Raw genomic sequence first — 26,429 nt, 5'->3', positions numbered from 1 at the left:
AGTTCTTTTGCCATATTTTCTATTAATGTTATGTCTTTAATATGATGGAAATATCTTTTTATAAAGTCTGTTAAGAATGTATATATAGATATTTACCTATTCTAATATCTTTGTGCAAATTTACAAAAAAATGTCGGCAAAAAGATAGCAATATATTAATTTGTTTAATAAGGATAAGGTATATAAGTAAATGCGTAGAGTCAACCAGCAAGTGCAAAATTACAAAATATTGTATAGAGTAAAGGAGTAATAGCCATGATACACTATTATTCTGCCGACTGAAATACTTTAAAGGAAGCACTACAAATTTTATCCCCTCGACCTATAAACTCTATTCCTCTAACTTTTTTTGTATCATTCTTTTCTACGAGCACTCTAATGTGTCTTTTATCCTTTGAAACAATAAAGGTAATCCAATCATAGTGAATACTCTGTGTTCCATCACTTAAGTTAGATATTTGCATCTTTTCTCTCTTTATAGATCCATCTTTGTCATAATTTTCAATACGCTCGGTGTGTAGAAGTGGGTATATATCTAATCTCTCAAATCTCCATGTGATCCTTTTTATTATTATTTGCACAGACTGCTCTCCTCCTTTTGCATCAAAAACAAGTTTATGAGTATTAGCCTTAGGCTCGTCACTCATATCGTCGCATGATGATAACGCAGAAAGCGAAAAGAGTAAAATTAATATCAATATGTGTTTCATACTTTTAATTATTTTTTGGCCATAAAATTAAATATGCTACTTTAGAACGATAGTCCATAGCGTCATTACTACCTGTATATTTAAATTCGTCATTTACATTTTGAACATATAGATAATAACCATTTGAAAGACCATTCCAACCAGCATTAACATGATAAAGATGTCTTATTCCATTTCTCCACTTTTTAAATAAGCCTGTCCCAAGAAAGCCACTGCCTTTTATTCTTTTTGTAAATTCTACCATTCCATCAATAACGAAGGTATGATATGAGATGTAATTAAGGCTGCCTGCAGAGGCTGTCATTATAACAAAGGCGTTTGGGTGACTGAAGAAGTCTCTTGATACTTTTTTGTCCTCAGACCAACCATACCCATCAAAGTCTCCATCACCAACTATACAATTGTCATAGCGTGATTCAATATTTTCACCAATAATTTTTCTTAGAAATTTTGTAGCATTAATATTAAATATCATAGTACCTTTCTTAAGGTAAGTAGGCTTACAATTTGCAGCAAACCAACCAAGAAATCTCTTTCTCTCAATTTTCCAGTATTCCGGATTTTCCATGTTCTCCCAAAGAACTCTTTCTCCATTTGAGTACTTTAAATCTTTAAATCCAGGAAAATTTCTTAAGGCATACATAACTTGTCCAAAAGCAACGGGGGTACATCCAAAACACTCAACTTCACTAACTGCAACTCTTGTAAATATAGGGCTATCCTTCATGTTTTTATTAGGATATGCTATAGCATACGGCACCCCATTGGTATTAAAATAAAAATTATCTCCATATACGTGTTGACCCCATTTTGTTTTCAAGCGATTTTCAGTTTGTCTTTGTATCTCCCAACCATCTCGTAGCATATTATCTATTGCTTCTTCAGAATTCTCAAAAGCATTACCTTTATGCCCTCTTGTTGTATTTTGGTGTAAACTTTCTCTTATTGTATTATTAAAATTGTTTATTTCTATATTGTTTCCTCTAATCATACCAACTACATGAGAGCGTAAAGTTTCATTATTGTATAAGTCAGTCTCCTTAAATTCTCCAGAGTCTAAAATAGCATAAAGGGGAAAGGTTCTATTGTCTTTTGATACTATCGCATAACCTTGTTTGTGCTTGAAAGTAATAACATAGAATTTTTCTGCGAATGTATTTAGAAAATTATTAGTTCTTGTTTTGGGATTTCTTTCTAAATCTATAACTTTTTCAATACTCCTTGTGTATTTTAAACTACGTGTTGATATTTTGTTAGAAAGAAATTCTATTACAGCACTTTGTGCCTCATATGGCGTTCTTGTGAAAGAAAATGATTTTGTCTCTGACATTTGCTTTTCTTTTACACTTTGTTGCAACATAGTTTCGTCTTGTTGACAACTTACGATAGTACTTATAATTATATAGATTAATGAGTACTTAGTTATTTTTTTATGAACATATTTTTTAATGTTATGCATATATATTATAGTTTTAGTAAAATCCTCTGTAAAGGTAATATATTTCTTATTAACTACAAATATTTTGCATCAATTTTGTTTGTTATTTATAAAAAAAATAGTTTAACACTCCGTTATTCCCAATGTAATAGTTAAAAAAGAGATGGTTAATTGATTTAAAACAACTGTTAAGAATCGGTTAAATAGCTTATTATTAGTAACTTTATAAGATGTCAAATATTAAGAAAATCACTTCGTGTCCGCTCAACCAATATACAGGAAGCAGCGAAGATGTTATCTCAAATATTAACAAGCTATTTATAAAAAGCTCATTTATATATTATTAAGAAGACATGTGTTGTAATTGAAAACGAAAACGTTGAGAAGTGAAAATAATCTATTTTTAGCACAAAAATAGATTAAAAATGAAGTAAAAATAATCTATTTTTGTTTTTAGGACGTTATTTTTATCTTTTAAATATATATTTTTTACAAAAAGAAAAGCTATCCTTTATCTTTTATAGAAGATGTTTTTTATATTCTTTTTGTATCTTTGCTTTTATAAATATAGTATGAATATGGCGCAGTATTACAGAGATTTTGGAAGTTGGTTACATGAAGAATTTAATTTTAAGGTTCAGAAGATTTCTATTGATGCAGGGTTTACTTGTCCTAATAGAGATGGCAGCATAGGCAAGGGTGGGTGCATTTATTGTGATAATAGAACCTTTAATCCTTCATATTGTTCAGTAGAAAACAAATCGGTTACGCGTCAGATAGAAGAAGGAAAGAGATTTTTTTCAGGAAAATATCCTAACATGAAGTATCTTGCTTATTTCCAGGCTTATACTAACACCTATGGTGATATTCAGCACTTAAAGCGCCTATACAGCGAGGCCTTACAAGTGGAAGATGTTGTGGGGATAGTCATTGGCACACGTCCAGACTGTGTTAGTGAAGATTTACTCAACTATTTTACGGAGCTTAACAAGGTCACTTTTTTGCTCGTAGAGTATGGCATAGAAACAGTAAATGATGCTACGTTACGATTAATAAATCGTGGTCATACTTTTGCCTGTTCACGTCAGATGATAGAGCGCACGGCTGCTCGTGGTATTCGTGTAGGTGCACATATCATTCTTGGCTTACCTGGGGAAGATAGGCAGGAGAGCCTGCGCCAAGCTCCTATTATATCTTCTTTACCTTTGACGACATTAAAAATACATCAAATGCAGATAATACGTGGTACAAAACTTGCCAAAATGTATGTAGAGAATCCTTTCCATCTCTATACAGTAGATGAATATATCACATTAATAGCCGACTATATTTCCTTGCTTCGCAAAGACCTTGTCTTAGAACGTTTTGTAAGTCAAAGTCCAGATAACTTATTATTAGCCCCCAAATGGGGATTAAAAAATTACGAATTTACCAATAAGCTAAACAGTTATTTAGAGCGAATAAGAAAAGTATGAATATTTACATTTTGTTTTATTTATGCTTTAATGTTATTTACCCATTTTGTCATTTAAAGCTTTTTATGTACCTTTGCTACTCATAAAGGCAGTGTTCTGGCTCTGTCGCTGGCACATTTTAATGTGCGAGAGGAAAGTCCGGGCAGCATAGGGCGTCCTGCTTCCGAAAATAGAAGCTATTGGTAACAGTAGATGTAGGCAGAAGAAAAAACCGCCATTCTAAAGAATTGGTAAGGGTGAGAAGGTGGTGTAAGAGACTACCAGCAGTTGGGTGATCAGCTGGCTGTGCCGTTCAGGAGCTGCAAGTTCATGTAAACCGTTGTTAGAGGATAGTCCCGTCCAAGTCTGTAGACACAACGGAGGGTAGAATGCTAGAGCTATGGAGCAATCCTTAGAGTAGATAAATGACAGGCATATTGCATATTAAAAGATATGTAATACACAGAACCCGGCTTATAGGAGCACTGCTTTTCTCCTTATGCTATGCCCCTTTTGTAAGCGAAAAGCTTGCAGGGGGCAGGTAAAGGAGTTTTTTTCTTAATATTAATGTTATGACACAATGAAGGATTGGCACAATAAGGCTACTTTATTAAACGATTTTCAGCATAAAGTAGAAAATAAGATAAAACGATTAGATGGCACTCCGGGTTTTCCTGTACGTGGTGCTAAGGTTTCAGAAGAAGAGTTGTCAGACTATCTTTTCTTCTATCAAGCAGCTTTAGATTATAGTGGCTCTGAGCGCACTCAATATACTATAGCTGGTGGTCTTATGGTGTTACCTATCCTTATAATATCAGCCTTTCCTGATAAAAACTTGCCGTTTAAAGGCATCTTAAATGTTATTTTTGCAGTAGTTATAGGCTTAATACTCTTTGCTTTTTATCGTATTATAGTTTCAATAATTATTAAGAACAAAATAAGAAAAGTAAAATCTACTTACCCAGAGGCAAGACGTTACGTAGACGAAGTACTATCCTTTGAGGCTTAAGCTATAAAGATACCTTATGTGGCAGTATTTTATAATAAGTATAGTGTTATTTATAGCAATATGCTATGCTTGTAAGCAGATAATAGAAGCTATTCGTGCAGCAAAAGATCCATGTGGAGGCTGCAAGGGTTGTGCTATCAGAAAAAAGATAAGGGAACATCAAAAAACAGTAAAACATTCAAAGCAAGGTTGTCATAACAAAAGCTAATAGGTATTGCTTTTTAATAAAAAACTGTATAATTATTTGGCTGAATAGAAGATTATTGGTATCTTTGCACTCGCAAAACACAATGGTGCCTGGGCCGGGCGGTTAGGTAACGGTCTGCAAAACCGTGTAGGGCGGTTCGATTCCGCCAGGCACCTCACTAAAAACTTCTTATTTAAGAAGTTTTTTTTGTTTTATCCCTTATCAGCTTTTCTTATTTTTTCTTACGAAAAGAGCAAAGCTCTTATGTGAATGGAACTCATAAAAAAAGACATATCTATGCCTTTATAGATATGTCTTTTTGTTTGTTATTAAAAGAACTGAAAAAAGAAATGTTATAATAAAGCCTTAAACTTTTCGTCAAGAACAGCTTTTGAGGCTGCTCCTACAAACTTATCAACGAGTTCTCCTCCCTTAAAAAACAATATAGTAGGTATATTACGTACGCCATACTCTATAGCTACATCATCATTTTCCTCTACATCACACTTGCCTACAACTATCTTTCCATCGTAGTCTTCAGCCAATTCTGAAATAATAGGAGCTACCATTTTGCAAGGACCACACCATGTTGCCCATAAGTCTACTACTAAAGGCAAGTTGCCTTTCTTATAACTTTCAAAGTTTTCTGATGTAATTTTTACTTCCATCTTTTTTTTATTTAATTGTTAATAATACTTTTCTCATCTTATGATAATATTTTATTAAATACTACATCATAAAAGCAAGAACTTGTCTAATTAATTTTATATTCTATATCATCATAGCTATCGAGTACAGATATTAGCTTACGATCAAGATTAACAACAATGTCTTTACTATGAAGGAGCAAACTTTCGTTATTAGGATTGCGCAATTTAAAATAAAGCTGTGTGTTCCCTTTATGTTTTGCAAATACGGAAGACAGCTCATTTATCATATTTTCATCTAATGTAGACGCGTCTACGCTTATGGTTAAACGTTCTAAACGATTATTCTTAACATCGTATAGCTGCTGTACGTTCTGCACATTAAGTGAGTAAAGCTTTGTGTTATATCTATAGCGTTGCTGACATTTTGCAGTGATATATACAGTGTAGCTTTCTTTAAGGAATCCGCTCCAGCGTATCCAGTCGTCCCCAAAGAGAGCTATTTCTGCTGTACCTTCAAAATCTTCTATAGAGATAAAAGCATAAGGCTTATTAGTTTTTTGAGAAAAAGACTCTTTCACTTTAGTAACTATTCCTCCAAAAGTAATCTCTTCAGTCTTTGCCAATTCTGCCATATCGGCATTACGATGTATTTGAGAACAGTGAGTATTACATAAGTGATTAAGCACCACTGCAAATTCGTCTAACGGATGAGCAGAAAGATATATACCCACTAACTCACGCTCTTTATTAAGTTTTTCTATAGTAGCCCACTTTTCTGTTACAGGAATGGCTGGTCGGGTAACGGGAACACTATCAAAGCCTCCAAACAAGGAGTTGGCAGCTTCAGCCTTCGCCGTTTGGAAAAGCTGTCCATAACGTAGCAAGGTATCAAGAAAGACCTCTCCTTTAGCATTCACACCAAAATACTCTTCACGGCATTTGATAGGTCCTAAGTTGTCAAATCCTCCACTATAAGCTAAACTTTCTATAACCTTCCTATTTATGCTACATAAATCTACTCTCTCTATAAAGTTGAAGATATCTTTATAAGGGCCATTTTTCTCTCTTTCTTTTACAATGTTTTCAGCAGCCCCTGTTCCTATACCTTTGATAGCCGATAACCCAAAGCGTATTTCTCCATGTTTGTTTACTCCAAATCCTATCTGGCTTTCATTTACATCAGGTCCAAGAGTTTCTATCTTTAAAGCCTTACACTCTTCCATCAGCTTTGTAATTTCAGTAATCTGACTAAAACGCCTTGTCATTAATGCTGCCATATATTCAGCAGGATAGTGTGCCTTAAGATAGGCTGTTTGATATGCTACCCATGAGTAACAAGTAGCATGCGACTTGTTAAAAGCATAGCTTGCAAACTTCTCCCAGTCGCTCCATATCTTTTCAAGGATCTTCGGATCATGTCCATTCTCCTGCCCTTGTTTAATAAACTTAGGCTTCATGGCGTCAACAATGTTTTTCTTTTTCTTACCCATAGCCTTACGTAAGGCATCACTTTCGCCACGGGTAAAGTTAGCAAGCTGACGTGAAAGTAACATTACCTGCTCTTGATAAACAGTAATACCGTATGTGTCTTTAAGATATTTCTCCATACAAGGTATATCATACTGTACAAGGGAAGGGTCGTTTTTACGCTTAATAAAGTCTGGTATATAATCCATCGGACCCGGTCGATATAACGCATTCATAGCAATAAGATCCTCAAAGACAGTAGGGTGGAGCTCTCTAAGATATTTCTGCATGCCAGCCGATTCAAACTGAAAAGTACCTACGGTCTGTCCTTTTTGATAAAGCTGATATGTCAGAGCATCATCTATAGGTATTTTTTCTATGTCTATGACTTTCCCTGTAGTTTGCCTAATTACTTTACAAGCCTCTTTGAGTTCGGATAAAGTCTTTAGACCTAAAAAGTCCATCTTTATCAATCCTGTAGTTTCTATAACATGCCCGTCATATTGTGTTACTGGCACTTTTTTGTCTGGGAAGTCAGGATCTGTAGCCGTAGATACTGGTACCCAGTCGTCTATAGGATTGCGGCAAATAATAAAGCCACAAGCATGTATACCTGTACCGCGTATAGTGCCTTCCAGCATTTTAGCATATTTTATAGTATTGCGTTCACGTTCGTTCTCGCTCACCATAGCCTCTTGTAACATTGGAGTGCATGAAATAGCATTCTTCAAGTTCATCTTCATTCCGTTGGGAAGACGATCAGGAATGGCTTTACATAAAGCATTTGAACGCTCAAGAGGTAATTTTTCTACACGTGCTACATCTTTAATAGAATTTTTTGTAGCCATTGTAGAATAAGTAATGATATGGGCACACTTCTCATGGCCATACTTATCCATTACCCATTGCAAGACTTTACCACGCCCATCATCGTCGAAGTCGGTATCAATATCTGGAAGGTTGACACGGTCAGGATTTAGGAAACGCTCAAAAAGGAGGTCATATTTCAAAGGATCTATCTTGGTAATACCTAAACAATAAGCTACAACAGAGCCGGCAGCAGACCCACGTCCTGGCCCTACCATTACGCCAAGCTCATTTTCAGCAGCATTTATAAAATCTTGCACTATAAGGAAATATCCGGGGAAGCCCATGGTCTTCATGACATGAAGCTCAAAACGAATGCGGCTATTTACCTCTTCTGGTAAAGGATCACCATACAATCGGCATGCACCATCATACGCCAATTTTGCTAAATAGTCGGCTTCAAACTTGATACGATATATTTTTTCATAGCCTCCTAAACGATCTATTACCTTGTTAGCCTCTTGCTCAGGTAACTGATTTTCACCATTTTCATCAGATGTAAACTCATGGTAAAGATCTTCTTTACTAAACTTTTCTCTCCATTGAGCCTCTGTCCCAAAGTCTTCAGGAATAGGGAAGAAGGGCATTATAGGACCATGATTAATATCATAAATTTCTATTTTGTTTAATATTTCTATGGTGTTTGATAACGCTTCTGGCACATCACTAAAGATCTGATTCATTTCCTCTCGCGTTTTAAACCATTCTTGTTTAGAATAGCGCATACGCTTAGGGTCGTCTAAATCGTCATTGGTGGAAAGACAAAGCAAATGGTCGTGTGCTTCAGCTGTTTCCTTATCCTCAAAATGGCAATCATTAGTACAAACGAGCTTAATATTGTAGTCTTTAGCAAACTGCATTAACACCCTGTTCACTTGTTGTTGCAGAGGGAAAGCCTCACGATTAGCTATTAAATTAGGGTCAGTTACTTCGTGGCGTTGAAGCTCAAGGTAAAAATCGTCTCCAAATAGTTTCTTATACCATAAGCACGCTTCACGTGCTCCCTCAATGTCTCCTTTTCTTATTTTAGAGGGTATCTCGCCAGCCAGACAAGCAGAACAAATGATAAGATCTTCATGATATTTTTCTAATTGTTCTCTATCTGTTCTCGGGCGATAATAATAGCCATCGACCCAAGATTTAGATACTAATTTTATTAGATTTTTATATCCATTATAGTTTTTTGCTAACACTATAAGATGATAACCAGAGTTGTCATGCATCTCTTTCACCTTATCAGTCAACTTACGACGAGCTACATACATCTCACAACCAAAGATGGGCTTAAAGGGCTCTTCACCTTTAGCTTTACGTTCCTTATTCTTTGTCGCGCAATAATCTGCAAACTCTTTAATACCAAACATTACTCCATGATCGGTAATAGCCATTCCTTTCATTCCATCATTTATAGCCTTATCGACAAGGTTACTAACCTTCGACTGACCATCAAGGATAGAATAGTGTGTGTGAACATGTAAATGTATATAATCTTCCATTAAACTTTCTGTTTTGCGCTTTCAAAGTTACGATGAAAACAGCAGATAGCAAAACTTAATTATTAAATATTTGTTTGAATAATGAAAAAGACTTACCTTTGCAAAGTATAAAATTACGTCTTCATAAATGGGAAAAAGAATAAAGAAACTTAAGAAAATACGAATACATCACGAGGGTACTAATACCTTATTATTTTCAGCTATTGCCCTTATCATAATAGCTTTAATTCTTTGGTTTGTAATTCCGTCCAAAGTTCCATTTGGTATATTTGTAATAGTCTTTGGAATAATATTTGGTATTGTTTTAAACTTTTATCGTTGTCCTATCAGATATTTTGATTCTGAAGATACTCAGGGCATAGTAGTAGCTCCTGCAGATGGTCATATCGTTGTTATAGAAGAAGTGAATGAGGATAAATATTTTCATGAAAAACGAATCATGGTATCTATTTTTATGAGCTTATTTAACGTACATGCTAATTGGTTTCCTGTTGATGGTGTCGTAAAATTTGTAAAACATTTTAATGGTAATTTTTATAAAGCATGGCTGCCAAAAGCGAGTGAAGAAAATGAGCATACAGATGTTATTATAACTACTGCCGATGGGCAGGATATATTATGTCGCCAAATAGCTGGTGCCATGGCTCGTAGGGTAAAAACTTATGCAGTAAAAGGAGAAGAATGTTATATTGATGAGCATCTCGGATTTATCAAGTTAGGTAGTCGTGTAGATTTATTCCTACCTGTTGATGCTGATATATGTGTAAAAATGGGGCAAAGCACAACAGGTGATAAAACGGTTATAGCAAAATTAAAAACAAAGACTAAAGCTTAAAATGAAAAAACATATACCAAACTGTATTACTTGTTGTAACCTAATATCAGGCTGCATAGCTATAGCATTTGCTGTTGTTAGTGACTTTCAATATGCTTTTATTTGGATTATTATAGGAGCAGTGTTCGATTTCTTCGATGGTATGGTGGCAAGGCTTTTGCATGTAAGCTCGCCTATAGGTAAAGAGCTCGATTCTCTTGCTGATGTAGTTACCTTTGGTGTGGCTCCTTCTACAATAGTGTTTTCTCAACTTGGTATTATGACATATCCATCTTTTTGTGAGCCCTTAAGAGAATATCTACCTTTCGTGGCTTTTATAATGGCAGCATTCTCTGGCTTGAGATTAGCTAAATTTAATCTTGATGAGAGGCAGACTTTAGGTTTTATAGGATTGCCTACTCCTGCTAATGCCTTGTTTTGGGGATCATTAATATTAGGAATAGGGGATAAGCTTGATAGTTATCCGGTGGCTTTATTCTTTATATTAGCAGGGATACTGGTAAGCTCATATCTTTTGGTAGCTGAGATTCCTATGTTTGCTTTAAAATTTAAGCAATGGAAATGGAAAGGAAACGAAATAAAATTCATCTTTTTATTAACTTGCTTACCTTTGTTACTTATTTTTGGTATAACAGCTTTTGCTATAATAATAGCTTGGTATGTTGTTTTATCAGTAATAGTAATGAAAAAAGAAAAATCTAATATCGGCTAAATATTATATATTATGATATCTTTTTTAAAATTAGCTCTGTTACTTTTTATCGTTCTATTCATTGCTTTAGTATGGATTATTTATAGTTTCTATAAGCAAGTGCGTAAAAATGCTCAGCGATTTGGCTTTTTTACCCAACATGCTAATCCCAAACGTGAAGGAGAAGAAACTATAATAGATAAAAGATCTATGGAACAACGTACAAAGAAGGTGATAAAAGACAATGAGGGAGAATATGTTAATTTTACAGAAACTAATAATCCGTCAAATACCTCTTTATAAAAAAAATTATAGAAAAGAAATGAAGGGTTATATGAGTTAGCTATAATTACCTATCTATCTATTATATAAACAAACCGTTTTCATACACCAATAAAACAAGATATTTACTCACAAAGCACACCTACTTACTATTTCTTTAAAGGCTTATATCTTTATGCCAATAATATAAATAGCGCGTATGACGAAAAACGTTTATGTTGTAGATTGTGTGTTATGTAAATCCTAATCTATCTTATTTATTTTTGTAGGCTCTGTTTTCTCAATCTTTGTCGTTGGCTTAGTAGGTACAGATTGTTTAGATGATGATTCTGCTTTTGAAGGAGTTATTGTAGAAGATTGAGGCACCTCAGGTACTGGTCCTATCTCTGGAGCAGGAAGAGGGAGAGGATCTTTGTGGTCAGAGTCCTTCTTTTTATTTTTATTATCTGCTTGTTTCACCCTATTATTTATATCCCCATCTGTAGTAGATGACGCATTTGTAGTTTCACTTTTGCTCTTTTTCTTTGAGTTGCTCCATAAATAATCACCAACTATATCTATGGTATCATGTGAAACTTTATCTTGCAGTTCTGTCTGTGTATCTTCTTCTGTAATATTACTTTTCTTGCCTATATCTACGATGAAGTTATAAGCTATTCCTAAAAATAAAATTATAGCTATAATGCATATTATTCTAAATGGTAGACTTTTCGTAAATTTATTCTTTCTTGCCATAAATTTGTTATAAATATTACTACATCTAATGTGAATTAAACCTTTTCATTTAGTAGTACAAAGATAAGCATTTATATGTAAAGTGGATAATTTATCTTAAAAGAAATGCTATCGTAGATTCAACTCCAAACTGACGCTCACTCATCATGATAAGCTATGGCTTAAGATGTTTTTCTTTTAATTTAATATTATCGCAGTCTGTACACCCGTTATAAAAATGAACTTTCAAATGAGCAACAATAAAAGACTATTCCTTTATACGAATAAAGGCATTAGCTAAGATGGCTGTTAAACCACCTGTGGTAATACCGCTGGAGAAAATATTATGAATAACATCAGGCATTTTGTCAAGAATGTTAGGTACAAGCTCCACGCTTAATCCCATAGCAAAGCTAATAGCTATGACCAGAACAGACTTACGGTTGATCTCTGTAGAAGATATAATGCGCACACCTGCAGCAGCTACTGTACCAAACATTAACAAAGTGGCACCTCCCAAAACGCAGTCAGGAATTAATGAAAAGACAATACCTATTACGGGAAATAATCCAAGAATTACTAATGCAGCTGCTATGAAATAACCAATATAACGACTTGCTACACCTGTAAGCTGTATCATTCCGTTGTTTTGTGCAAAGATAGAGTTTGGAAAGCTGTTAAAGATAGCAGCTAACATAGAATTGAAGCCATCTGCTAATATACCTCCTCGTGCACGTTTCATAAAGACATTGCCTTCTACAGGTTGCCCCGAAATAAGCGAATTGGCTGTAATATCTCCAAAAGCCTCTACTGCAGTAACAAGGTAGATAAGACCTATAGCTATGATAGTGCCTAAATCGAAGCGTAAACCATACTTAAATGGTACGGGAAGATAAAAAGAAGTAGACTCTGTCAATGTACTAAAATCTATCATGCCCCAAAAATAAGCTACTAAGCAGCCTATAATTAAACCAAGCACAATAGACCCCATTCGCAAGAAGCGATTCTTAGAACGATTAAAAAAGATAATACTTACTAATACTAAAAGAGCTATGCTAAGATTTTGAATAGAGCCAAAGGTACCTTTACTCATAGCACCTTGGCCTCCTCCACATGATGTGATACCAGCTTTTATCAAACACAGACCTATTAAAGTAACGACAATACCTGATACTAAAGGAGTAATTATCTTGCGGGTATAGGGTAGTATCCTACTTACGACCATTTCAACTACTGACGAAACAAGGCACGCTCCAAAAATATAACTTAACCCCACTTCTACATTCATCTTTCCACCTACCATACCTAACATTCCTGCTCCTATGATAGGACTAATAAATGAAAAAGAAGTACCCTGAATGCATAGTAACCCAGCTCCTATAGGGCCAATGGTATGACATTGGATAAACGTCGCTATACCTGATACAAATAAAGACATTGACACCATAAAAGCAGTAGTATTTATATCAAACTGTAAAGCAGAACTAATAATAAGAGGTGGTGTTATGATAGCCACAAAGATTGCTAATAAATGCTGCATAGCAGCAAAGAGAGATTCACGAAATGGAGGACGATCATTAAGTCCATAGATAAGTTCTTTCTTTTCTTCCATAACATAAAGTAAATTTATTCTTTTATACTTGTCTTATAATATATCTTAATTATAAAAATATATATGTAAAGAGGTGAACTTTAATAAGCCCACCTCTTTATGTTTTAATTATCTCCTCAATTTTATTTTACAGTTTTCAAGCGATTCTATAATAGCTAAACTCTCACAGCGAACTCCTGCTTTTTCTATTATACTTCTGCCATGCTGGAACTCCTTTTCTATAATAAACCCCATGCCCACTAGCTCAGCACCTGCTTGAGCACATAAGTCTATTATCCCTTTTGCAGCATTACCATAAGCGAGGAAATCATCTACAAATAAAACCTTATCTTCTTTTGTAAGATATTCTTTTGATATAACAATGTTATACTCTCTTTGCTTAGTAAACGAAAAAACTTTAGTAATAAGCATATCACTCATAGTAGAAGGTGTTTTCTTCTTAGCAAAAACAACGGGTAGATCGAGTAAAAATCCCATCATTATAGCAGGTGCAATACCACTTGCTTCTATGGTTATAATCTTGTTAATTTCTGTAGATGCATATCTACGGATAAATTCTACAGCTATTTGTTTCATCAAGTTAGGATCCATTTGATGATTGATAAACTTATCTACCTTAAGAATACCACCTTCAAAACATTTACCCTCTTTTAGAATACGCTCACATAAAACTTTCATTATTACAATTAATTTTCAATACTTAATAAAAAAAGAAATGAAAAGAAAATATTTATTCACTCTCACTCCATAATTAATTGCATGCAAATTTACTAAAAATAACATATATAAAAAGAATAGTTTTGCTTTTTTATTAAGACAAGAATGAGAAATTTTCTGATAGTCTTATGTCAAGGATTTAAAAAGTATTATCCTAAAAATTATATTGCTGTTTGGTAAAAAAGATTATCATTTAAAAAACAAAAAAAAAGGTTTGGTTGTTTTGCTAAAAAAAATATTTACTTGTAAGTGAAAATATAACAAATTTTTATAAAGGAAGAAGGCATATAAAGATGAAAGCGTTTTTTATGATATGGTATAAAATAAAAGAAGCAGTGTCCTTCACAGGTGACCGCTTCAATTTCAAATAGGTATTAGTTTTGTAAGGTAAAAAGATTGTTTTCAGGATAACGCTGCAAAGGTAGGGATAATCTTTTAACCTTGCAAAACTTTTTTCTTGTTTTTTTGTATAAAATCTTTCCATGAGCCATAATGTTTAGCATCAGTTTCAGGGCAATTACTTTGTAAAAAATGACAGTAGGCTGCACCTACAGCGTCAGTGGCATCCATAAAATGGGGCATTTGGTCATCTCTTAAATGTAATAATTTTTGTAACATATTAGCAACTTGTTCTTTAGAAGCAGCACCGTTGCCAGTAATAGCCATTTTTATCTTCAGTGGAGCATATTCATGTATTGGTATATCATGATGTATAGCAGCAGCAATGGCAACACCTTGGGCACGACCAAGTTTGAGCATAGATTGCACATTTTTACCAAAGAAAGGTGCTTCTATGGCTAACTCATCAGGTAGGTATTCTTCAATAATCCCTGTTACGCGGTCGAAGATTTTCCCTAAGCGTAAATATATATCTTTTTCTTTACGCATATCTATAATACCCATAACAATCAGGTTTGCTTTGTTACCTACAGCGCGGAGTAAACCATATCCCATAACATTAGTGCCAGGGTCTATGCCTAAAATGATTTTTTCTGTTTTTGAAGTAGGAGAAAGCATCTATTTTATCTATCTAAATAAAGATTATGGGCAACCTCGTAACCTATAGTGGAGCTATCACCATGGCCTGGGTATATGATAGTTTCGTCAGGTAATTGTGCTAATAAGCGTAACGAACTTACCATTTGAAACATACTGCCTCCAGGAAAATCTGTTCTTCCTATACTTCTTTTGAATAAAGTATCTCCAGTAAAAAGTAAGTGTTCTTTTTCGCAATAGTAACATACTGAGCCATTGGAGTGGCCAGGAGTAGCTATAGTTTTTAAAGAATGTGTCCCAAACTTGATGATGGTATTATTTTTTATACAATAATTGGTTTCGGGCAAATCGTAATTTAATGTTATACCAAAGATTGTTGAAGCAGCATTTTGAGGATTTTCCATCCAAGTGCGATCCCCTTCATGTGCTTCTGGCTTGAGCCCGTATGTTTCAAATATTGTGTTATCACCTAAATGGTGGTCAAGATGTCCATGCGTAGAAAGCAGATGAACAGGTTTTAATTTTTCTTCTTGTATATATTTTATAATCTTATTTCGCTCTTCGCTACGATAAGCACCACAATCAATAATAACACATTCTTTAGTTTCATCGCTTACAACAAAACAATTCTCTGCTAACATATTACATGAAAAACATTCTACTTTGATCATAACATATCTCCCAAAATAAAGTATAATTTATATAGAACTTTTTAAAATAAAATTTAACAAGGTAAATATAGAATATATTTGTCCTTAAACCATTCTTCTTCAAACCATTGAGTAAGCTCTATCTGTTCTATAATTTTTTTAAATGATTTAGTTTCTTCTTTAAGATTTCCTCCTTTTAGTACTATAACACCATTGGGTAAAGCGTTGTGCTGCTCTTTGGAAATATTTTTCCTTACTATTTTTATCAAATTAGGTAATGGCATTACTGCTCGAGATACGATAAAATCAAACTTATCTTTTTCTTCTTCTCCGCGCATGTGCATAGGAAGGATATTTCTTAGTTCTATATCTTTACCTATCTCTGTGGCTACTTTAATCTTCTTACCAGTACCATCTATCATTTTAAAACTTACCTCAGGGAACAAAATAGCTAAAGGTATTCCGGGGAAACCTCCACCAGTGCCAAAGTCGAGAATAGTAGTGCCAGCCTTAAAATGTATCAGCTTTGCTATAGCCATAGAGTGTAACACATGATGTTCATATAAGTTATCTATATCTTTACGAGAAATAATATTTATTTTAGCATTCCAATCTTGATACAGATCGTACAGCAAACTAAACTGTTTTATTTGTTTATCACTGAGATCCTTAAAATATTTTTTTATAATGTCTATTTGCATAATAGTAATTTATTTTTTAATAGCTATTCGTATCCCCTTACTATTAATTTCTCCTGGATTATAGACAAAAATAGTGGAATCGTCAGTAAAAATATAATTGCTTGCAGGATAAATATTTATATTCTCAAAAAAGCCTTTTGCTTGAATATCTTTTAATGTAGGATCATCAATGTTTAGCTTCTTACCAAAAGCATCTATGATAACATTATTCATCTCTTTATTTCCGTATCTATCTTTTAGTGTAAGAAGTTTTCCTGTTTTAGGATTAAAATTGCGAATAATGCAGTATTTTGTTTTAATACCACTGCCATCATCTATCGATATGTTGGATGTTGCCACTATATTGTCACCATCTCCAGAAGATAATGTAACATTTATAAATAGTTTACCTTTTGTTTTTGCATTTTGTTTTTCATGTTGGCGAATAAGTTTAGCCATATAAAAATATTCTTTTATATATTTTTCAGCAAAAATTATCAAGGCATGTTTTGGAGTGATGTGCTCGTTTAAAATGGAAAGATAATCTGGTTGTAACAACCCCATTCTTAGTAAAGAATCGGTAGTAGTAGAATATTTTTCTCCTTTTAAATAAGAAAACTCTACATGAACTTCACAAGTAATATTATCTGAAAGATGTGCTGTTGTGTCTATAACGGCTTTAGTTATTGGAAGCGTCAATACTTTAGCTGATTTGTTTTTTTTATAGCAGCTACATAAAAGAAAGCTCCCTACAACTAAGAACGTACATAATATAAATGATTTCTTTGTCATAATATGAACAAAATTACAAAAAATAGCTGTAACTTTTGCATAAATGCTGAAGTTTACCATATTTTAAAGCCATAAAAGTAGTTGATGAGAAAATGGAAGGTACTTTCCGATAATCTTGTTTGTTTATAATAAAGATAAAGGTTTATTTGGAAAATAAAAAAGGAGATATGGCTATATTTTTCCATATCTCCTCTGAATAAGATTTAACTAATTAAAAAGGAAAATTAGTTATTATTGCAATCTGAATGTAATAGGAAGAGTAAACCATACATTGGCAGCCTGACCATTATTCATGCCAGGATTCCACTTAGGCATACTGTTCACAACTCGTAGAGCCTCACGATCAAGGGCAGGGTCTACACCGCGAAGTACCTGTGCTTGACTAACGCTACCATCACGTCCTACAACGAACTTAACAATAACTTTACCTTGAACACCATTTTCTGCAGCCACTGCAGGATAAGTAATATGAGAACTTAACCAGCTGTTAACATCACCTTTAAAAGTAGGCATTTGTTCTGCTACGGTGAAAACTTTAGTAGCTATATCCTCAGCTGGAGCTTCTTGTTTAGCTTCAACCTTAGGTGCTTCTATCTTAGGAACAATTTGGTCTGGAGTTGCTACAGTACTTCTTGCAGCCACTTCGGTACGATCATTTACACCTTCCTTAGATTCACTACCAATAGCTTTTGTCTCCTTGTTCATCTTCACCATAGGAGGCATTTCTTCCTTAACATCTTTATCATCTTTGATGACAGGAGCAGTAAACTTAACTGTTGCACGAGTTTGAGGAACAACCTTTTCTGGCTCAATCTTCTTGGGCTCAGCTTTAGGTTGTTGCTTCTTACGTTCAGCTTGTTCCTTTTTAGCTTGTTCCAGAGCTGCTGCTTCCATCTTTGCTGCATATGCTGCTTGAGCTGCCAAATCGTCATTGTGCTTTTTGATTTGGTAAGCTAAATAGCCTCCTCCAAGGAATGCAGCAATAAGCAATATAGCTAACGCCTTAATATTACGCAGAGATGTTCCCTTACGTAGCTTGTAAGCTCCATACTCTTTGTTTTTGTTGGCGAATACCATTTCGACCCATTTAGGATCGTATAGATCTATTTTTGCCATTGTCTTTCTATTCTTTAATTGTTACTAGTATATTGATTATAATTGAACACCTTTTTTAACAAGAAGAGCCTTGTCTTGGTCATTCAATTTATCAATAACAAATGTTCCAATGTATGAAATCTGCATTTCATCGAGGATATCCACTAAGTGATGATATGAAGCCTTATCTGTTAGTTTAATTACAACAGTTAATGTACCAACCTTAGTGCCATTTATCTGACCACTCTTAATATTAGCTACCTCTGCCTGATATACACTGTCAGGATAAGCTTTAGGATTAGCTTGTTTCTTCTTTTCAAGTTCTTGCATAGCAATGCTAAGATCTTGATAAGGAATTGAAGCATTCTCCCCAGTATCTCCACCACCAATTTGCTTGTGTTGAAGGACATAGCGGATACCTGTAGTGCCTTTAGTCCAATCAGCAGGCTTTAACCAAGATGGATTATCATACTCTGGCTTACCTTCACCGTAAAACATCTTATCACCATCAGCGATATAAATGGTAATAGAGTGAGATTCTTTAGCTTCATTCTTTTTAGCATCTGGAGTGTTCTTGTCATTACTTGGCATAGTTAGCTCCATGGTAGAAGGCTTGCTTAAAGATGTACATAGCATGAAGAATGTGATAAGCAACATAAGCATATCCACCATCGGAGTAAAATCGACACGTACGGTCATTTTCTTTTGCTTCCCGCCTCCGTTGTTATTAGAAACCATTTCTGCCATATTACTTAACCTCCTCTCTAGCCTGTGCGGCCTTTTTAGCATCCAATTGAGTAATCATGTAGTAATGGCTCTCGTCCATATCTTGAAGTTCGCTCATTACTTTCTTAACAGTGCCATAAGGAGTATCTGCATCCGACTTTATAGCTAATCTTACTTTAGGATTAACTTGGCGTGCAGCGTTTACCCATTGTTGAAATTCTGTAAAGTCTTGTCCTTTGATACTGTCAAGTGGAATACCCATTTTTGGAAGTTCTGTTGTACGTTTTGCAGCAGGTAGCATTAAGTATTCTGGGAGTTTGTCCAAAGGAGTACCGAATGTTGATTCTGCTACAAATACTTTTTTCTGTGCAGGGGTCAATGTTGTCATGTTATCTACTATTTGAGCCAGTTGATTAGTGTTATCATAGCTCATGAATACCTGACCATTCCCCGTAGGTGTACCTGCAGCCGTCTTTTCAGGGCTGACGATAATTGTTAAGACACCATTCTCTGGCACTTTTGTTTCTGACACAGACCCTGGGGTGTTTACCTTTACAGGCTCACTCTTTACAAATGTAGATGTAAGCATGAAGAAGGTAAGAAGAAGGGTCATAACGTCAGACATAGGTGTCATGTCTATAAACGTGTCCGACTTCTTAATTTTTACTTTACCCATAGCGATAAATATTTAAAGGGTTAGCAAAAATTAAGCTTCGTCTGTGTGGTTTGCTTCGTATGTCTGAGCAATAGAGTAACCAACCTCATCAAGAGCGTATGTCAACTTGTCTACCTTGTTTGAGAAATAGTTGTAAGAAACTACAGCACACCACGAAGTAGCAATACCAAAAGCAGTGTTGATCAAAGCCTCAGAAATACCAGCAGAAAGAGCAGCAGAGTCTGCACCGCCACCAGAAGCCAAAGCAGAGAACGACTTAATCATACCGGTTACAGTACCTAACAAACCAGTAAGAGTACCAAGTGTAACAAGTGTTGCAACAATAGGTAGATTCATGGTTAATGTAGGCATTTCTAACTGAGTAGCCTCTTCGTGAGCTTGCTGTATTTTAGCCACTTTGTTAGCCTTCTTTAAACTTGAATTAGCACCTGTTTCCATGTTTTTGTAAGCATTCAAAGATGCTTTTACAACATTTGCAACAGAACCTCTTTGTTGATCACAAAGCTGGTTAGCTTTTGCTAAATCATTATTGTTTAATGCTGCTTTAATGTTCTGAACGAACTTTGGTAGAGCACCCTTGCCGAAAGCTGTTTTAAGAGCAAGCCAACGTTCTATAGACATTGCAAGAACGGTGAGTAATAATGTGTGGATAACTGGTACCACAACACCACCTTTATAGATAGTACCCCAAACGTCAGCAGGAGTTTCTCTTGTTCCACCATCTTGGAAGTGCATAGGGTTAGCAAACCATGTGAAAAACAATACAAATGCTACGACTGCGCAAACGACGATTATCCAAAATGCGCCTCTAACTCCTGTGAAGCCCTCAGACTTCTTAGCTGGGGCTGCTTTTTTTTGTGTTGTTGCCATAATTAAATGAACTTTTAATTTTTTAGTTATTAATGAATTTATTTGTTATTATTTATTTGATTTCAAAAGCTTTATTATCACTCTATGACTTTATTGACATTTTCATGATGTTTAACAGCGCAAAGATAACAATTAATACCAAACTATCACGATAATTAGTAACTTTTAACAATCATATTTTGTATATGTTTCAATCTAATAAAATTCTTATATTGTAATTTTTTTTTATTTTAATTTTAGTAATGCGCTTTTAATTCGTTTTAATGCTGTTATAATATTTTCTTCACTTGTAGCATAACTAATTCTAAAACAATCTGGTGCGCCAAAGTCATCGCCTCCTACTACTGCGACATGAGCTTCCTCTAAAAGAAACATTGCTAAATCTGTAGCGGTATTAATTTGTTTGTCGTTATATTTTTTACCAAAAAGTTTAGAACATTTTGGGAAGAGGTAAAAAGCTCCTTCTGGTACATTTACTTCGATGTCTGCTATTTCTTTTGCTAAATTTACTATAAGGTCTCTTCTCTTTTTAAATTTACTACATGATGTTTTTACACAGCTTTGATTGCTTTCATAAGCGGCTAATGCAGCCATTTGACTTACACTGCTTGCTCCGGAAGTATATTGGCTTTGTAGCTTGCAAACACCTTTTGCTATCCATTCAGGAGCAGCCACCCAACCTAATCGCCATCCTGTCATAGCATAAGCTTTACTAACACCATTGCAGATGATAGTGCGGTCTTTCATGTTTTTAAAAGAAGCTATACTTGTATGTGTGTTTGTATAAGTAATGTGTTCGTATATTTCATCTGAAAGTACGTAGAGATTTTCATATTTAAGAATTACCTTTGATAATGCTTCTAATTCATCAGCAGTGTATACACTACCTGTTGGATTGCTTGGCGAACATAGTATAATCAACTTTGTTTTTTCGCTAATAGCCTTTTCTATTTGCGTAGGAGTTATTTTAAAGTTTTGCTCAAAGCTAGCCGATACATATATAGGTTTACCTCCTGCTAATAATACCATTTGAGGGTAACTTACCCAATAGGGTGCAGGTATAATTACCTCATCTCCATGATCAATTAAAGATAGTATGGTATTACAAACAGCCTGCTTACCTCCCGTGCTTACTACCACTTCATTTGTATTGTAGTTAAGATTATTTTCTATTTTTAGTTTATTAACTATGGCTTTACGTAATTCTTGGAAGCCAGCTACTGGTGAATATTTAGAATAGTTCTCATCGATAGCCTTCTTAGCAGCCTCTTTTATGTGGTTAGGGGTCATAAAGTCTGGTTCTCCCACACTCATATTAATAACGTCAATACCTGTAGCTTTCATTTCACTACTCTTTTGCGACATAGCCAAAGTGGCAGAAGGTGATAATCTTTTTAAACGTTTCGACAGTTGTTGTGTCATATAGCAGATATTACATTGTGAATAATAAACGCTGCAAAAATAATACTTTTTATTATAATATGGAACTTTTTAGACTAATATTTAAATAATTCTCCCCCTAATTTGTAATAACACGTATAATATAAACATTTTTGTAGACATTTAAAAGGTATTTGTAATAAGTATAAGTATAATGCGAATAAAATAGTGAAAAAAGTTTTTTCTAACCTTAAAAAGTATATATTTGCGATATTATTATTGTGTAAATATGTCTTTTTTTATATCTTTGCAGTCATAAAAAGTAAAAGGAAGGTATATTACGATGAATTTATATAAGGAGGAATATATAGATATGATAATTAAGAAATTCTATAAAAGTATAAATTAATTATAATAAATTTTGGAATACGGATAATACCTAATAACTTTACGACAGATTTATTACACTAAAAATATTAATGATATGTACAGGGCATCGCATAACGTTTTTTTAAGCATAGCTATTCTTACTACTTTTGTCTTAGTTGCATGTGGTAAGAGGAAAGCAGCAGATGGCAGAACTGATACTCCCATTTCTGGAACTATTAAGTTTGCTTCAGACGAAAGTTTTGCTCCTATTATAGAAGAGGAGCTTCAGACATATCAATATCGCTTCCCTAAAACTCATTTATTGCCTATTTATACAGATGACAATACAGGTATGAGGCTTTTAATAGATCAAAAAGTAAATCTTTTTTTTACATCGCATAAGTTAGAAAAAGGTGAAGAGGCTTTAATACAAACCAAAGGGCCTATTCCTTCTGTATTTCCAATAGGTTATGATGGTATAGCTTTTATAGTCAATAAAGCTAATAGAGATTCTTTGCTTACTGTTAGCCAAATTAAGCAAATTTTAGGAGGTAAATTTACTCAGTGGCGGCAGGTTAGCAAGCAAAATTTACAAAAAAATATTGAGATAGTGTTCGATTCAAAAGCATCTGCTACGTTACATTTTGTAGCGGACTCTATTTTAGGTGGTCAAAAGAACATGAGTAAAAATATTGTAGCAGCAAAGAACACTTCTTCAGTTATAGAATATGTAAATAAAACTCCGAATGCCATAGGCGTTGTAGGCTCAAATTGGTTATATGATAGGCGTGATACTACAAATACTACTTTTAAGAAAGGTATTAGAGTTGTAGCCGTGTCTCAAACCACCCAAGCTATGCCTTCAAATAGTTGGCAGCCTTATCAAGCCTATTTATTAAATGGTCGCTATCCTTTTGTGCGTACTATATATGCAATAGTTGCTGACCCTCATAAGGCTTTGCCATGGGCGTTTGCTAATTTTATTACAGGTCCAGTAGGTCAGATGATAGTATTAAAGGCAGGTCTATTACCTTATCGTGGCAATATAAATATTCGTAGGGTGGAGGTTAAAAATTAGAAATAATTATTTTGGGAAAAACAAATGTAATTATAGTATAAGGAAGCTATAAATAAAAGAAAGGTTTGAAGTTATGAAGAAAATTAAATATGTATTAGTAGGAGCATTGATGTTGGGAATGTCAACTCCTTTGATGGCTCAGGAGGCTGATTATAAAGCAGCTTTAAAGCCTATTGTATCAGCTTTGGAAGCTGTTCCAAACGATCCTAAAGTAGTAAAAAACCTTGTAAAAGTCTACCAAAAGACATTCAAGAAAGATGAGAAGGCTCTTGTAGCTCTTGGTAATGTTTATCTTGCGCAGCGTAATTATGATGCTGCAACAGCTATTGCTAATAACATTACTACGAACAAGAGGTTTAATGGTAGTTTAGCTTATGTCTTGCTAGGTGATATTGCAGCCTTAAAGGATTCTATAGGTAATGCCGGAGATGCTGCATCACAGTATCAGGCAGCTATTAGCCTTGATCCTCATAATGTTGCAGCTTATGAGCGTTATGCGAAAGTATATCGTCATGTAAACGCTAACACAGCGATAGAAAAATTAGAAGAGCTTCGTAAGGTGGAGCCTAATTATCCTGTAGAGGCTACTGCTGCCGACTTGTTTATTGGCGATGGCAAATATGAAGAAGCATTAAAATGGTATGATAAGGCTAATCGTGCTAATCTTACAGAGAGCAATTTCTATAACTATGGGTTTGCTGCTTTTGTAGATCAAAACTATGATAAAGCCCTTGATGTAGTAAGGACAGGTTTGCAGAAATATCCAAATAGTGAATATCTTAGTCGTGTAGGTATGATGGCTTCTACAAGTAAAGCTCTATATGCAGAAGCTTTAAGCTATGCTAATACGCTTTTTGCAGGTAAGAGTAAAAAGGTGGCTAACGACTATCTTGTATATGCTAAAGCATTAGCAGGTAATAAGCAGTTTGACCAAGCTTTCCAAGCTATAGAAAAAGCTAAAGAGTTAGCTCCTAATAGTATTGCTACTATTAAGGCTCTTGCAGATATATATGTATTACAAGGTGATGAAGATAAAGCTTTAGAAGCACAACAGGAATATTTACAAAAAAATCCAAATGCAAACTCTTCAGACTTCTCATCTCTTGCAGGTACTTATGTACAAAAGGCCGAGAAGTTGACAGGTGAAGAGAAAAAGGCTACACTTACTAAGGCTATGGCAGTATATGAAGATATGCTTACCAAATTCCCTTCTATATCTGATTGGATTTGGTTAAATCAAGCTAATATTGCTAATACTTTAAATGACCCTGATAAGGTAGCAGAGATTTACCAGAAAGTAGCTGCTTTCGAAGAGGCTAAACCAAGTCTTAATGCCGACCAAAAGAGTTATCTTGAGAATGTTTATTATGGTTTAGGTTATTATAATTCTAAGAAAGGTAACGCTGAGGTTGCTAAGGATTACTATAACAAAGTGTTAAAAGTAAATCCTAATAATGAAAATGCTAAGAAAGCATTAGGTATGTAAATTCATACAAGAGAAGCTATTAAAAATACCAAACAGAGATGTTTCTATGAAATTTAAGAAACATCTCTGTTTGAAAAAGTAAGACAATATACCAAAGGGTGGTTAGTCATACCATGAAAGAAAACACAATATACTTAAAACTTTATCATTACAAAAATATTATACTATCCAAAAAAGAACAAAACTTATGAAGTTATATCCAAACAAGATACCTTTTGTACAATTTACTATTTGCTTATTGTCATATCTCTAAAAGATTTCTATTTATGGATAATTTACAAAAAAGTAAATATTTTATCTTTGCCTTTTTCTTATTATTTATAACTTCTTCATGTAAGAAGCTATATAGATTTAATAGATTTATTGGAAAAGATACTGCACGAATAAATTGGATTTATCATGAGAATAGAGCAGATGATAATGGAGATAATGGAGATGATGAACTTATTTTTAAAGTAAAACCTAATAACAATGCAACAAAAAAATATAAAAACCCTAACGAATACGCTCCACAGAGCGATTTAGAAGGACGCGAATGGTAAAACTTTTAAGATAGAAAGGTTATAATATTAAGGGGAATTATAGAGTTATATGTTTTTCTGAAATTGTAATTAAAAGGAGTATAGAGTTATGTATTTATATACAAAAGGATTAAGAATAAGTTATATATATCTTTAGAAATCTAATTCTAAAGAAGGATATTTCTGCTGTAATTCTTTTGCTTTTATCTTTAATTTTTCTATAAATTTTAGATAATCTTTTGATGTAGGGTTAAAAGGACGATGTGCTAATCCTTCTTTAATGGGTTGCCATGCAGTTAAGAAATCGTTTAGTGTTGAGGAGAAACACGATAGTTGTAGACGTTCCCATATATATTCCACAGCTTGCTGACTGGGGTGTAACATGTCAGCTGTATAAAAGCGATAATCGCGTAACTCATCATTTATTATTTCGTAAGCAGGGAAATAGAATACCTGTTTAGGATAGGTATGTACAAATTTATCTGCCGCCAAAAGGAGTATAGCTTTTGAAAGCTGACTTTTGTGATAACCATATTTTGCATAGCGTATAGGGCTAACTGTAATAATCACCTTTATGTTTATATTAGACTCTAACAGTTTTTTGTAAATAGCAACGAGGGTAGTAAAACATTCCTCTATAGATAATTCTTCTTCGGTGAAAAGGTTTTGAGGGCGTTTGGCACAATTGTCTACAATCTTGCCCGTAGCTTTTTCGCGATATACATGGTTAGTACCAAGCGTTATAACTACTGTATCGAAACTTTTATTTATTTGTTCTACTGTGTGAAGTATCGATACAGGATTATACATAACTCCAAAGGGATTGATTGTTGTATGAAACTTTTCCTGTTCGAAGCGTTTACCCATATTAGTAGCAAAGCAAGAACCTACAAAGAGAATATTTTCTAAAGGCTCAAACTTAAAAGGGGGAGAGGGTAAGGTAACTATTGTGCGAAATTCCATATAACTTTTAATATTAAA

The 26,429-nt window shown here is 34.2% G+C and carries 26 protein-coding genes, 1 tRNA gene and 1 other RNA gene; 11 read left to right on the top strand and 17 right to left on the bottom strand.

Annotation, left to right across the window (positions count from 1 at the left end):
* Positions 1-266 precede the first annotated feature (266 nt).
* Both HMPREF9018_RS05965 and HMPREF9018_RS10690 read right to left on the bottom strand, forming a co-directional pair.
* Positions 267-710 (bottom strand): hypothetical protein, encoded by a 444-nt coding sequence (locus tag HMPREF9018_RS05965; protein ID WP_039864543.1) that lies wholly within the window; start codon positions 708-710, stop codon positions 267-269.
* A gap of 4 nt (positions 711-714) precedes the next feature.
* A complete protein-coding gene (locus HMPREF9018_RS10690) occupies positions 715-2,040 on the bottom strand; it encodes a Spi family protease inhibitor (protein WP_008449262.1) in 1,326 nt (441 codons plus the stop codon).
* A 686-nt stretch (positions 2,041-2,726) separates the two neighbouring features.
* Between HMPREF9018_RS10690 and HMPREF9018_RS05950 the strand changes: the two genes are divergently transcribed.
* From HMPREF9018_RS05950 to HMPREF9018_RS05935, 5 genes are all read left to right on the top strand, one after another.
* Positions 2,727-3,623: a tRNA modification radical SAM protein MnmL/YtqA gene (locus tag HMPREF9018_RS05950; RefSeq protein ID WP_039864549.1), complete on the top strand. Its 897-nt coding sequence runs from the start codon at positions 2,727-2,729 to the stop codon at positions 3,621-3,623.
* An 88-nt stretch (positions 3,624-3,711) separates the two neighbouring features.
* An RNA gene (gene rnpB, locus HMPREF9018_RS10485) (RNase P RNA component class A) lies at positions 3,712-4,095 on the top strand.
* A gap of 87 nt (positions 4,096-4,182) precedes the next feature.
* Positions 4,183-4,611 (top strand): hypothetical protein, encoded by a 429-nt coding sequence (locus tag HMPREF9018_RS05945; protein ID WP_008449386.1) that lies wholly within the window; start codon positions 4,183-4,185, stop codon positions 4,609-4,611.
* A 16-nt stretch (positions 4,612-4,627) separates the two neighbouring features.
* Positions 4,628-4,819, top strand: a complete 192-nt coding sequence (locus tag HMPREF9018_RS05940; RefSeq protein WP_008449273.1) for a hypothetical protein — start codon at positions 4,628-4,630, stop codon at positions 4,817-4,819.
* Between the two features lie 84 nt (positions 4,820-4,903).
* Positions 4,904-4,974: transfer RNA gene (locus HMPREF9018_RS05935), tRNA-Cys, on the top strand.
* A gap of 177 nt (positions 4,975-5,151) precedes the next feature.
* On the opposite strand, the gene trxA is transcribed toward HMPREF9018_RS05935, so the two are convergent.
* Complete coding sequence (gene trxA, locus HMPREF9018_RS05930; RefSeq protein WP_008449269.1) at positions 5,152-5,466, bottom strand: thioredoxin; 315 nt, start codon at positions 5,464-5,466, stop codon at positions 5,152-5,154.
* Positions 5,467-5,552: 86 nt separating this feature from the next.
* Positions 5,553-9,278 (bottom strand): DNA polymerase III subunit alpha, encoded by a 3,726-nt coding sequence (gene dnaE / locus HMPREF9018_RS05925; protein ID WP_008449315.1) that lies wholly within the window; start codon positions 9,276-9,278, stop codon positions 5,553-5,555.
* Positions 9,279-9,405: 127 nt separating this feature from the next.
* Here dnaE and HMPREF9018_RS05920 point away from each other — a divergent pair, with 127 nt between their 5' ends.
* The 3 genes from HMPREF9018_RS05920 to HMPREF9018_RS05910 are packed head-to-tail and all read left to right on the top strand — an operon-like array spanning position 9,406 to position 11,107.
* Positions 9,406-10,113 (top strand): phosphatidylserine decarboxylase family protein, encoded by a 708-nt coding sequence (locus HMPREF9018_RS05920; protein WP_008449322.1) that lies wholly within the window; start codon positions 9,406-9,408, stop codon positions 10,111-10,113.
* Position 10,114: 1 nt separating this feature from the next.
* Positions 10,115-10,825, top strand: a complete 711-nt coding sequence (gene pssA, locus HMPREF9018_RS05915; RefSeq protein WP_008449345.1) for a CDP-diacylglycerol--serine O-phosphatidyltransferase — start codon at positions 10,115-10,117, stop codon at positions 10,823-10,825.
* A 12-nt stretch (positions 10,826-10,837) separates the two neighbouring features.
* A complete protein-coding gene (locus tag HMPREF9018_RS05910) occupies positions 10,838-11,107 on the top strand; it encodes a hypothetical protein (RefSeq protein WP_008449333.1) in 270 nt (89 codons plus the stop codon).
* 222 nt (positions 11,108-11,329) lie between these two features.
* On the opposite strand, the gene HMPREF9018_RS05905 is transcribed toward HMPREF9018_RS05910, so the two are convergent.
* From HMPREF9018_RS05905 to HMPREF9018_RS05850, 12 genes are all read right to left on the bottom strand, one after another.
* The gene (locus HMPREF9018_RS05905) at positions 11,330-11,821 is read right to left on the bottom strand and encodes a hypothetical protein (RefSeq protein WP_008449226.1); all 492 of its coding nucleotides are present in this window, start codon (positions 11,819-11,821) and stop codon (positions 11,330-11,332) included.
* Between the two features lie 247 nt (positions 11,822-12,068).
* Positions 12,069-13,412, bottom strand: coding sequence for a nucleobase:cation symporter-2 family protein (locus HMPREF9018_RS05900; RefSeq protein ID WP_008449291.1), 1,344 nt, complete (start codon positions 13,410-13,412; stop codon positions 12,069-12,071).
* Between the two features lie 108 nt (positions 13,413-13,520).
* Complete coding sequence (xpt, locus tag HMPREF9018_RS05895) at positions 13,521-14,090, bottom strand: xanthine phosphoribosyltransferase (RefSeq protein WP_008449317.1); 570 nt, start codon at positions 14,088-14,090, stop codon at positions 13,521-13,523.
* A gap of 474 nt (positions 14,091-14,564) precedes the next feature.
* Positions 14,565-15,146, bottom strand: coding sequence for a crossover junction endodeoxyribonuclease RuvC (gene ruvC / locus HMPREF9018_RS05890; RefSeq protein WP_008449241.1), 582 nt, complete (start codon positions 15,144-15,146; stop codon positions 14,565-14,567).
* 5 nt (positions 15,147-15,151) lie between these two features.
* The gene (locus HMPREF9018_RS05885; protein ID WP_008449266.1) at positions 15,152-15,796 is read right to left on the bottom strand and encodes an MBL fold metallo-hydrolase; all 645 of its coding nucleotides are present in this window, start codon (positions 15,794-15,796) and stop codon (positions 15,152-15,154) included.
* 53 nt (positions 15,797-15,849) lie between these two features.
* Positions 15,850-16,476: a 16S rRNA (guanine(527)-N(7))-methyltransferase RsmG gene (rsmG, locus tag HMPREF9018_RS05880; protein ID WP_008449384.1), complete on the bottom strand. Its 627-nt coding sequence runs from the start codon at positions 16,474-16,476 to the stop codon at positions 15,850-15,852.
* Positions 16,477-16,485: 9 nt separating this feature from the next.
* Complete coding sequence (locus HMPREF9018_RS05875; protein ID WP_232724648.1) at positions 16,486-17,154, bottom strand: DUF3298 domain-containing protein; 669 nt, start codon at positions 17,152-17,154, stop codon at positions 16,486-16,488.
* Between the two features lie 324 nt (positions 17,155-17,478).
* Entirely contained in the window at positions 17,479-18,363 is an 885-nt protein-coding gene (locus HMPREF9018_RS05870) for an energy transducer TonB (protein ID WP_008449365.1), read from the bottom strand.
* A 36-nt stretch (positions 18,364-18,399) separates the two neighbouring features.
* Positions 18,400-19,089, bottom strand: coding sequence for an ExbD/TolR family protein (locus tag HMPREF9018_RS05865; protein WP_008449286.1), 690 nt, complete (start codon positions 19,087-19,089; stop codon positions 18,400-18,402).
* Position 19,090: 1 nt separating this feature from the next.
* The gene (locus tag HMPREF9018_RS05860) at positions 19,091-19,744 is read right to left on the bottom strand and encodes an ExbD/TolR family protein (RefSeq protein ID WP_019035579.1); all 654 of its coding nucleotides are present in this window, start codon (positions 19,742-19,744) and stop codon (positions 19,091-19,093) included.
* Between the two features lie 30 nt (positions 19,745-19,774).
* Positions 19,775-20,614, bottom strand: a complete 840-nt coding sequence (locus HMPREF9018_RS05855) for a MotA/TolQ/ExbB proton channel family protein (protein ID WP_008449304.1) — start codon at positions 20,612-20,614, stop codon at positions 19,775-19,777.
* 225 nt (positions 20,615-20,839) lie between these two features.
* The gene (locus tag HMPREF9018_RS05850) at positions 20,840-22,036 is read right to left on the bottom strand and encodes a pyridoxal phosphate-dependent aminotransferase (protein WP_008449239.1); all 1,197 of its coding nucleotides are present in this window, start codon (positions 22,034-22,036) and stop codon (positions 20,840-20,842) included.
* Positions 22,037-22,478: 442 nt separating this feature from the next.
* Between HMPREF9018_RS05850 and HMPREF9018_RS05845 the strand changes: the two genes are divergently transcribed.
* From HMPREF9018_RS05845 to HMPREF9018_RS05835, 3 genes are all read left to right on the top strand, one after another.
* A complete protein-coding gene (locus HMPREF9018_RS05845; protein WP_008449276.1) occupies positions 22,479-23,441 on the top strand; it encodes a PstS family phosphate ABC transporter substrate-binding protein in 963 nt (320 codons plus the stop codon).
* A 73-nt stretch (positions 23,442-23,514) separates the two neighbouring features.
* Positions 23,515-24,927, top strand: a complete 1,413-nt coding sequence (locus tag HMPREF9018_RS05840; RefSeq protein WP_008449299.1) for a tetratricopeptide repeat protein — start codon at positions 23,515-23,517, stop codon at positions 24,925-24,927.
* A 266-nt stretch (positions 24,928-25,193) separates the two neighbouring features.
* Complete coding sequence (locus HMPREF9018_RS05835; protein WP_008449224.1) at positions 25,194-25,469, top strand: hypothetical protein; 276 nt, start codon at positions 25,194-25,196, stop codon at positions 25,467-25,469.
* A 132-nt stretch (positions 25,470-25,601) separates the two neighbouring features.
* On the opposite strand, the gene HMPREF9018_RS05830 is transcribed toward HMPREF9018_RS05835, so the two are convergent.
* On the bottom strand, positions 25,602-26,411 hold the full coding sequence (locus HMPREF9018_RS05830) for a GSCFA domain-containing protein (RefSeq protein WP_008449361.1): 810 nt from the start codon (positions 26,409-26,411) through the stop codon (positions 25,602-25,604).
* Positions 26,412-26,429: the final 18 nt, after the last annotated feature.

Origin of the sequence: Prevotella amnii CRIS 21A-A, assembly GCF_000177355.1 — a bacterium.
GTDB lineage: Bacteria > Bacteroidota > Bacteroidia > Bacteroidales > Bacteroidaceae > Prevotella > Prevotella amnii.
This window is presented reverse-complemented; position numbering and strand designations above follow the sequence as displayed.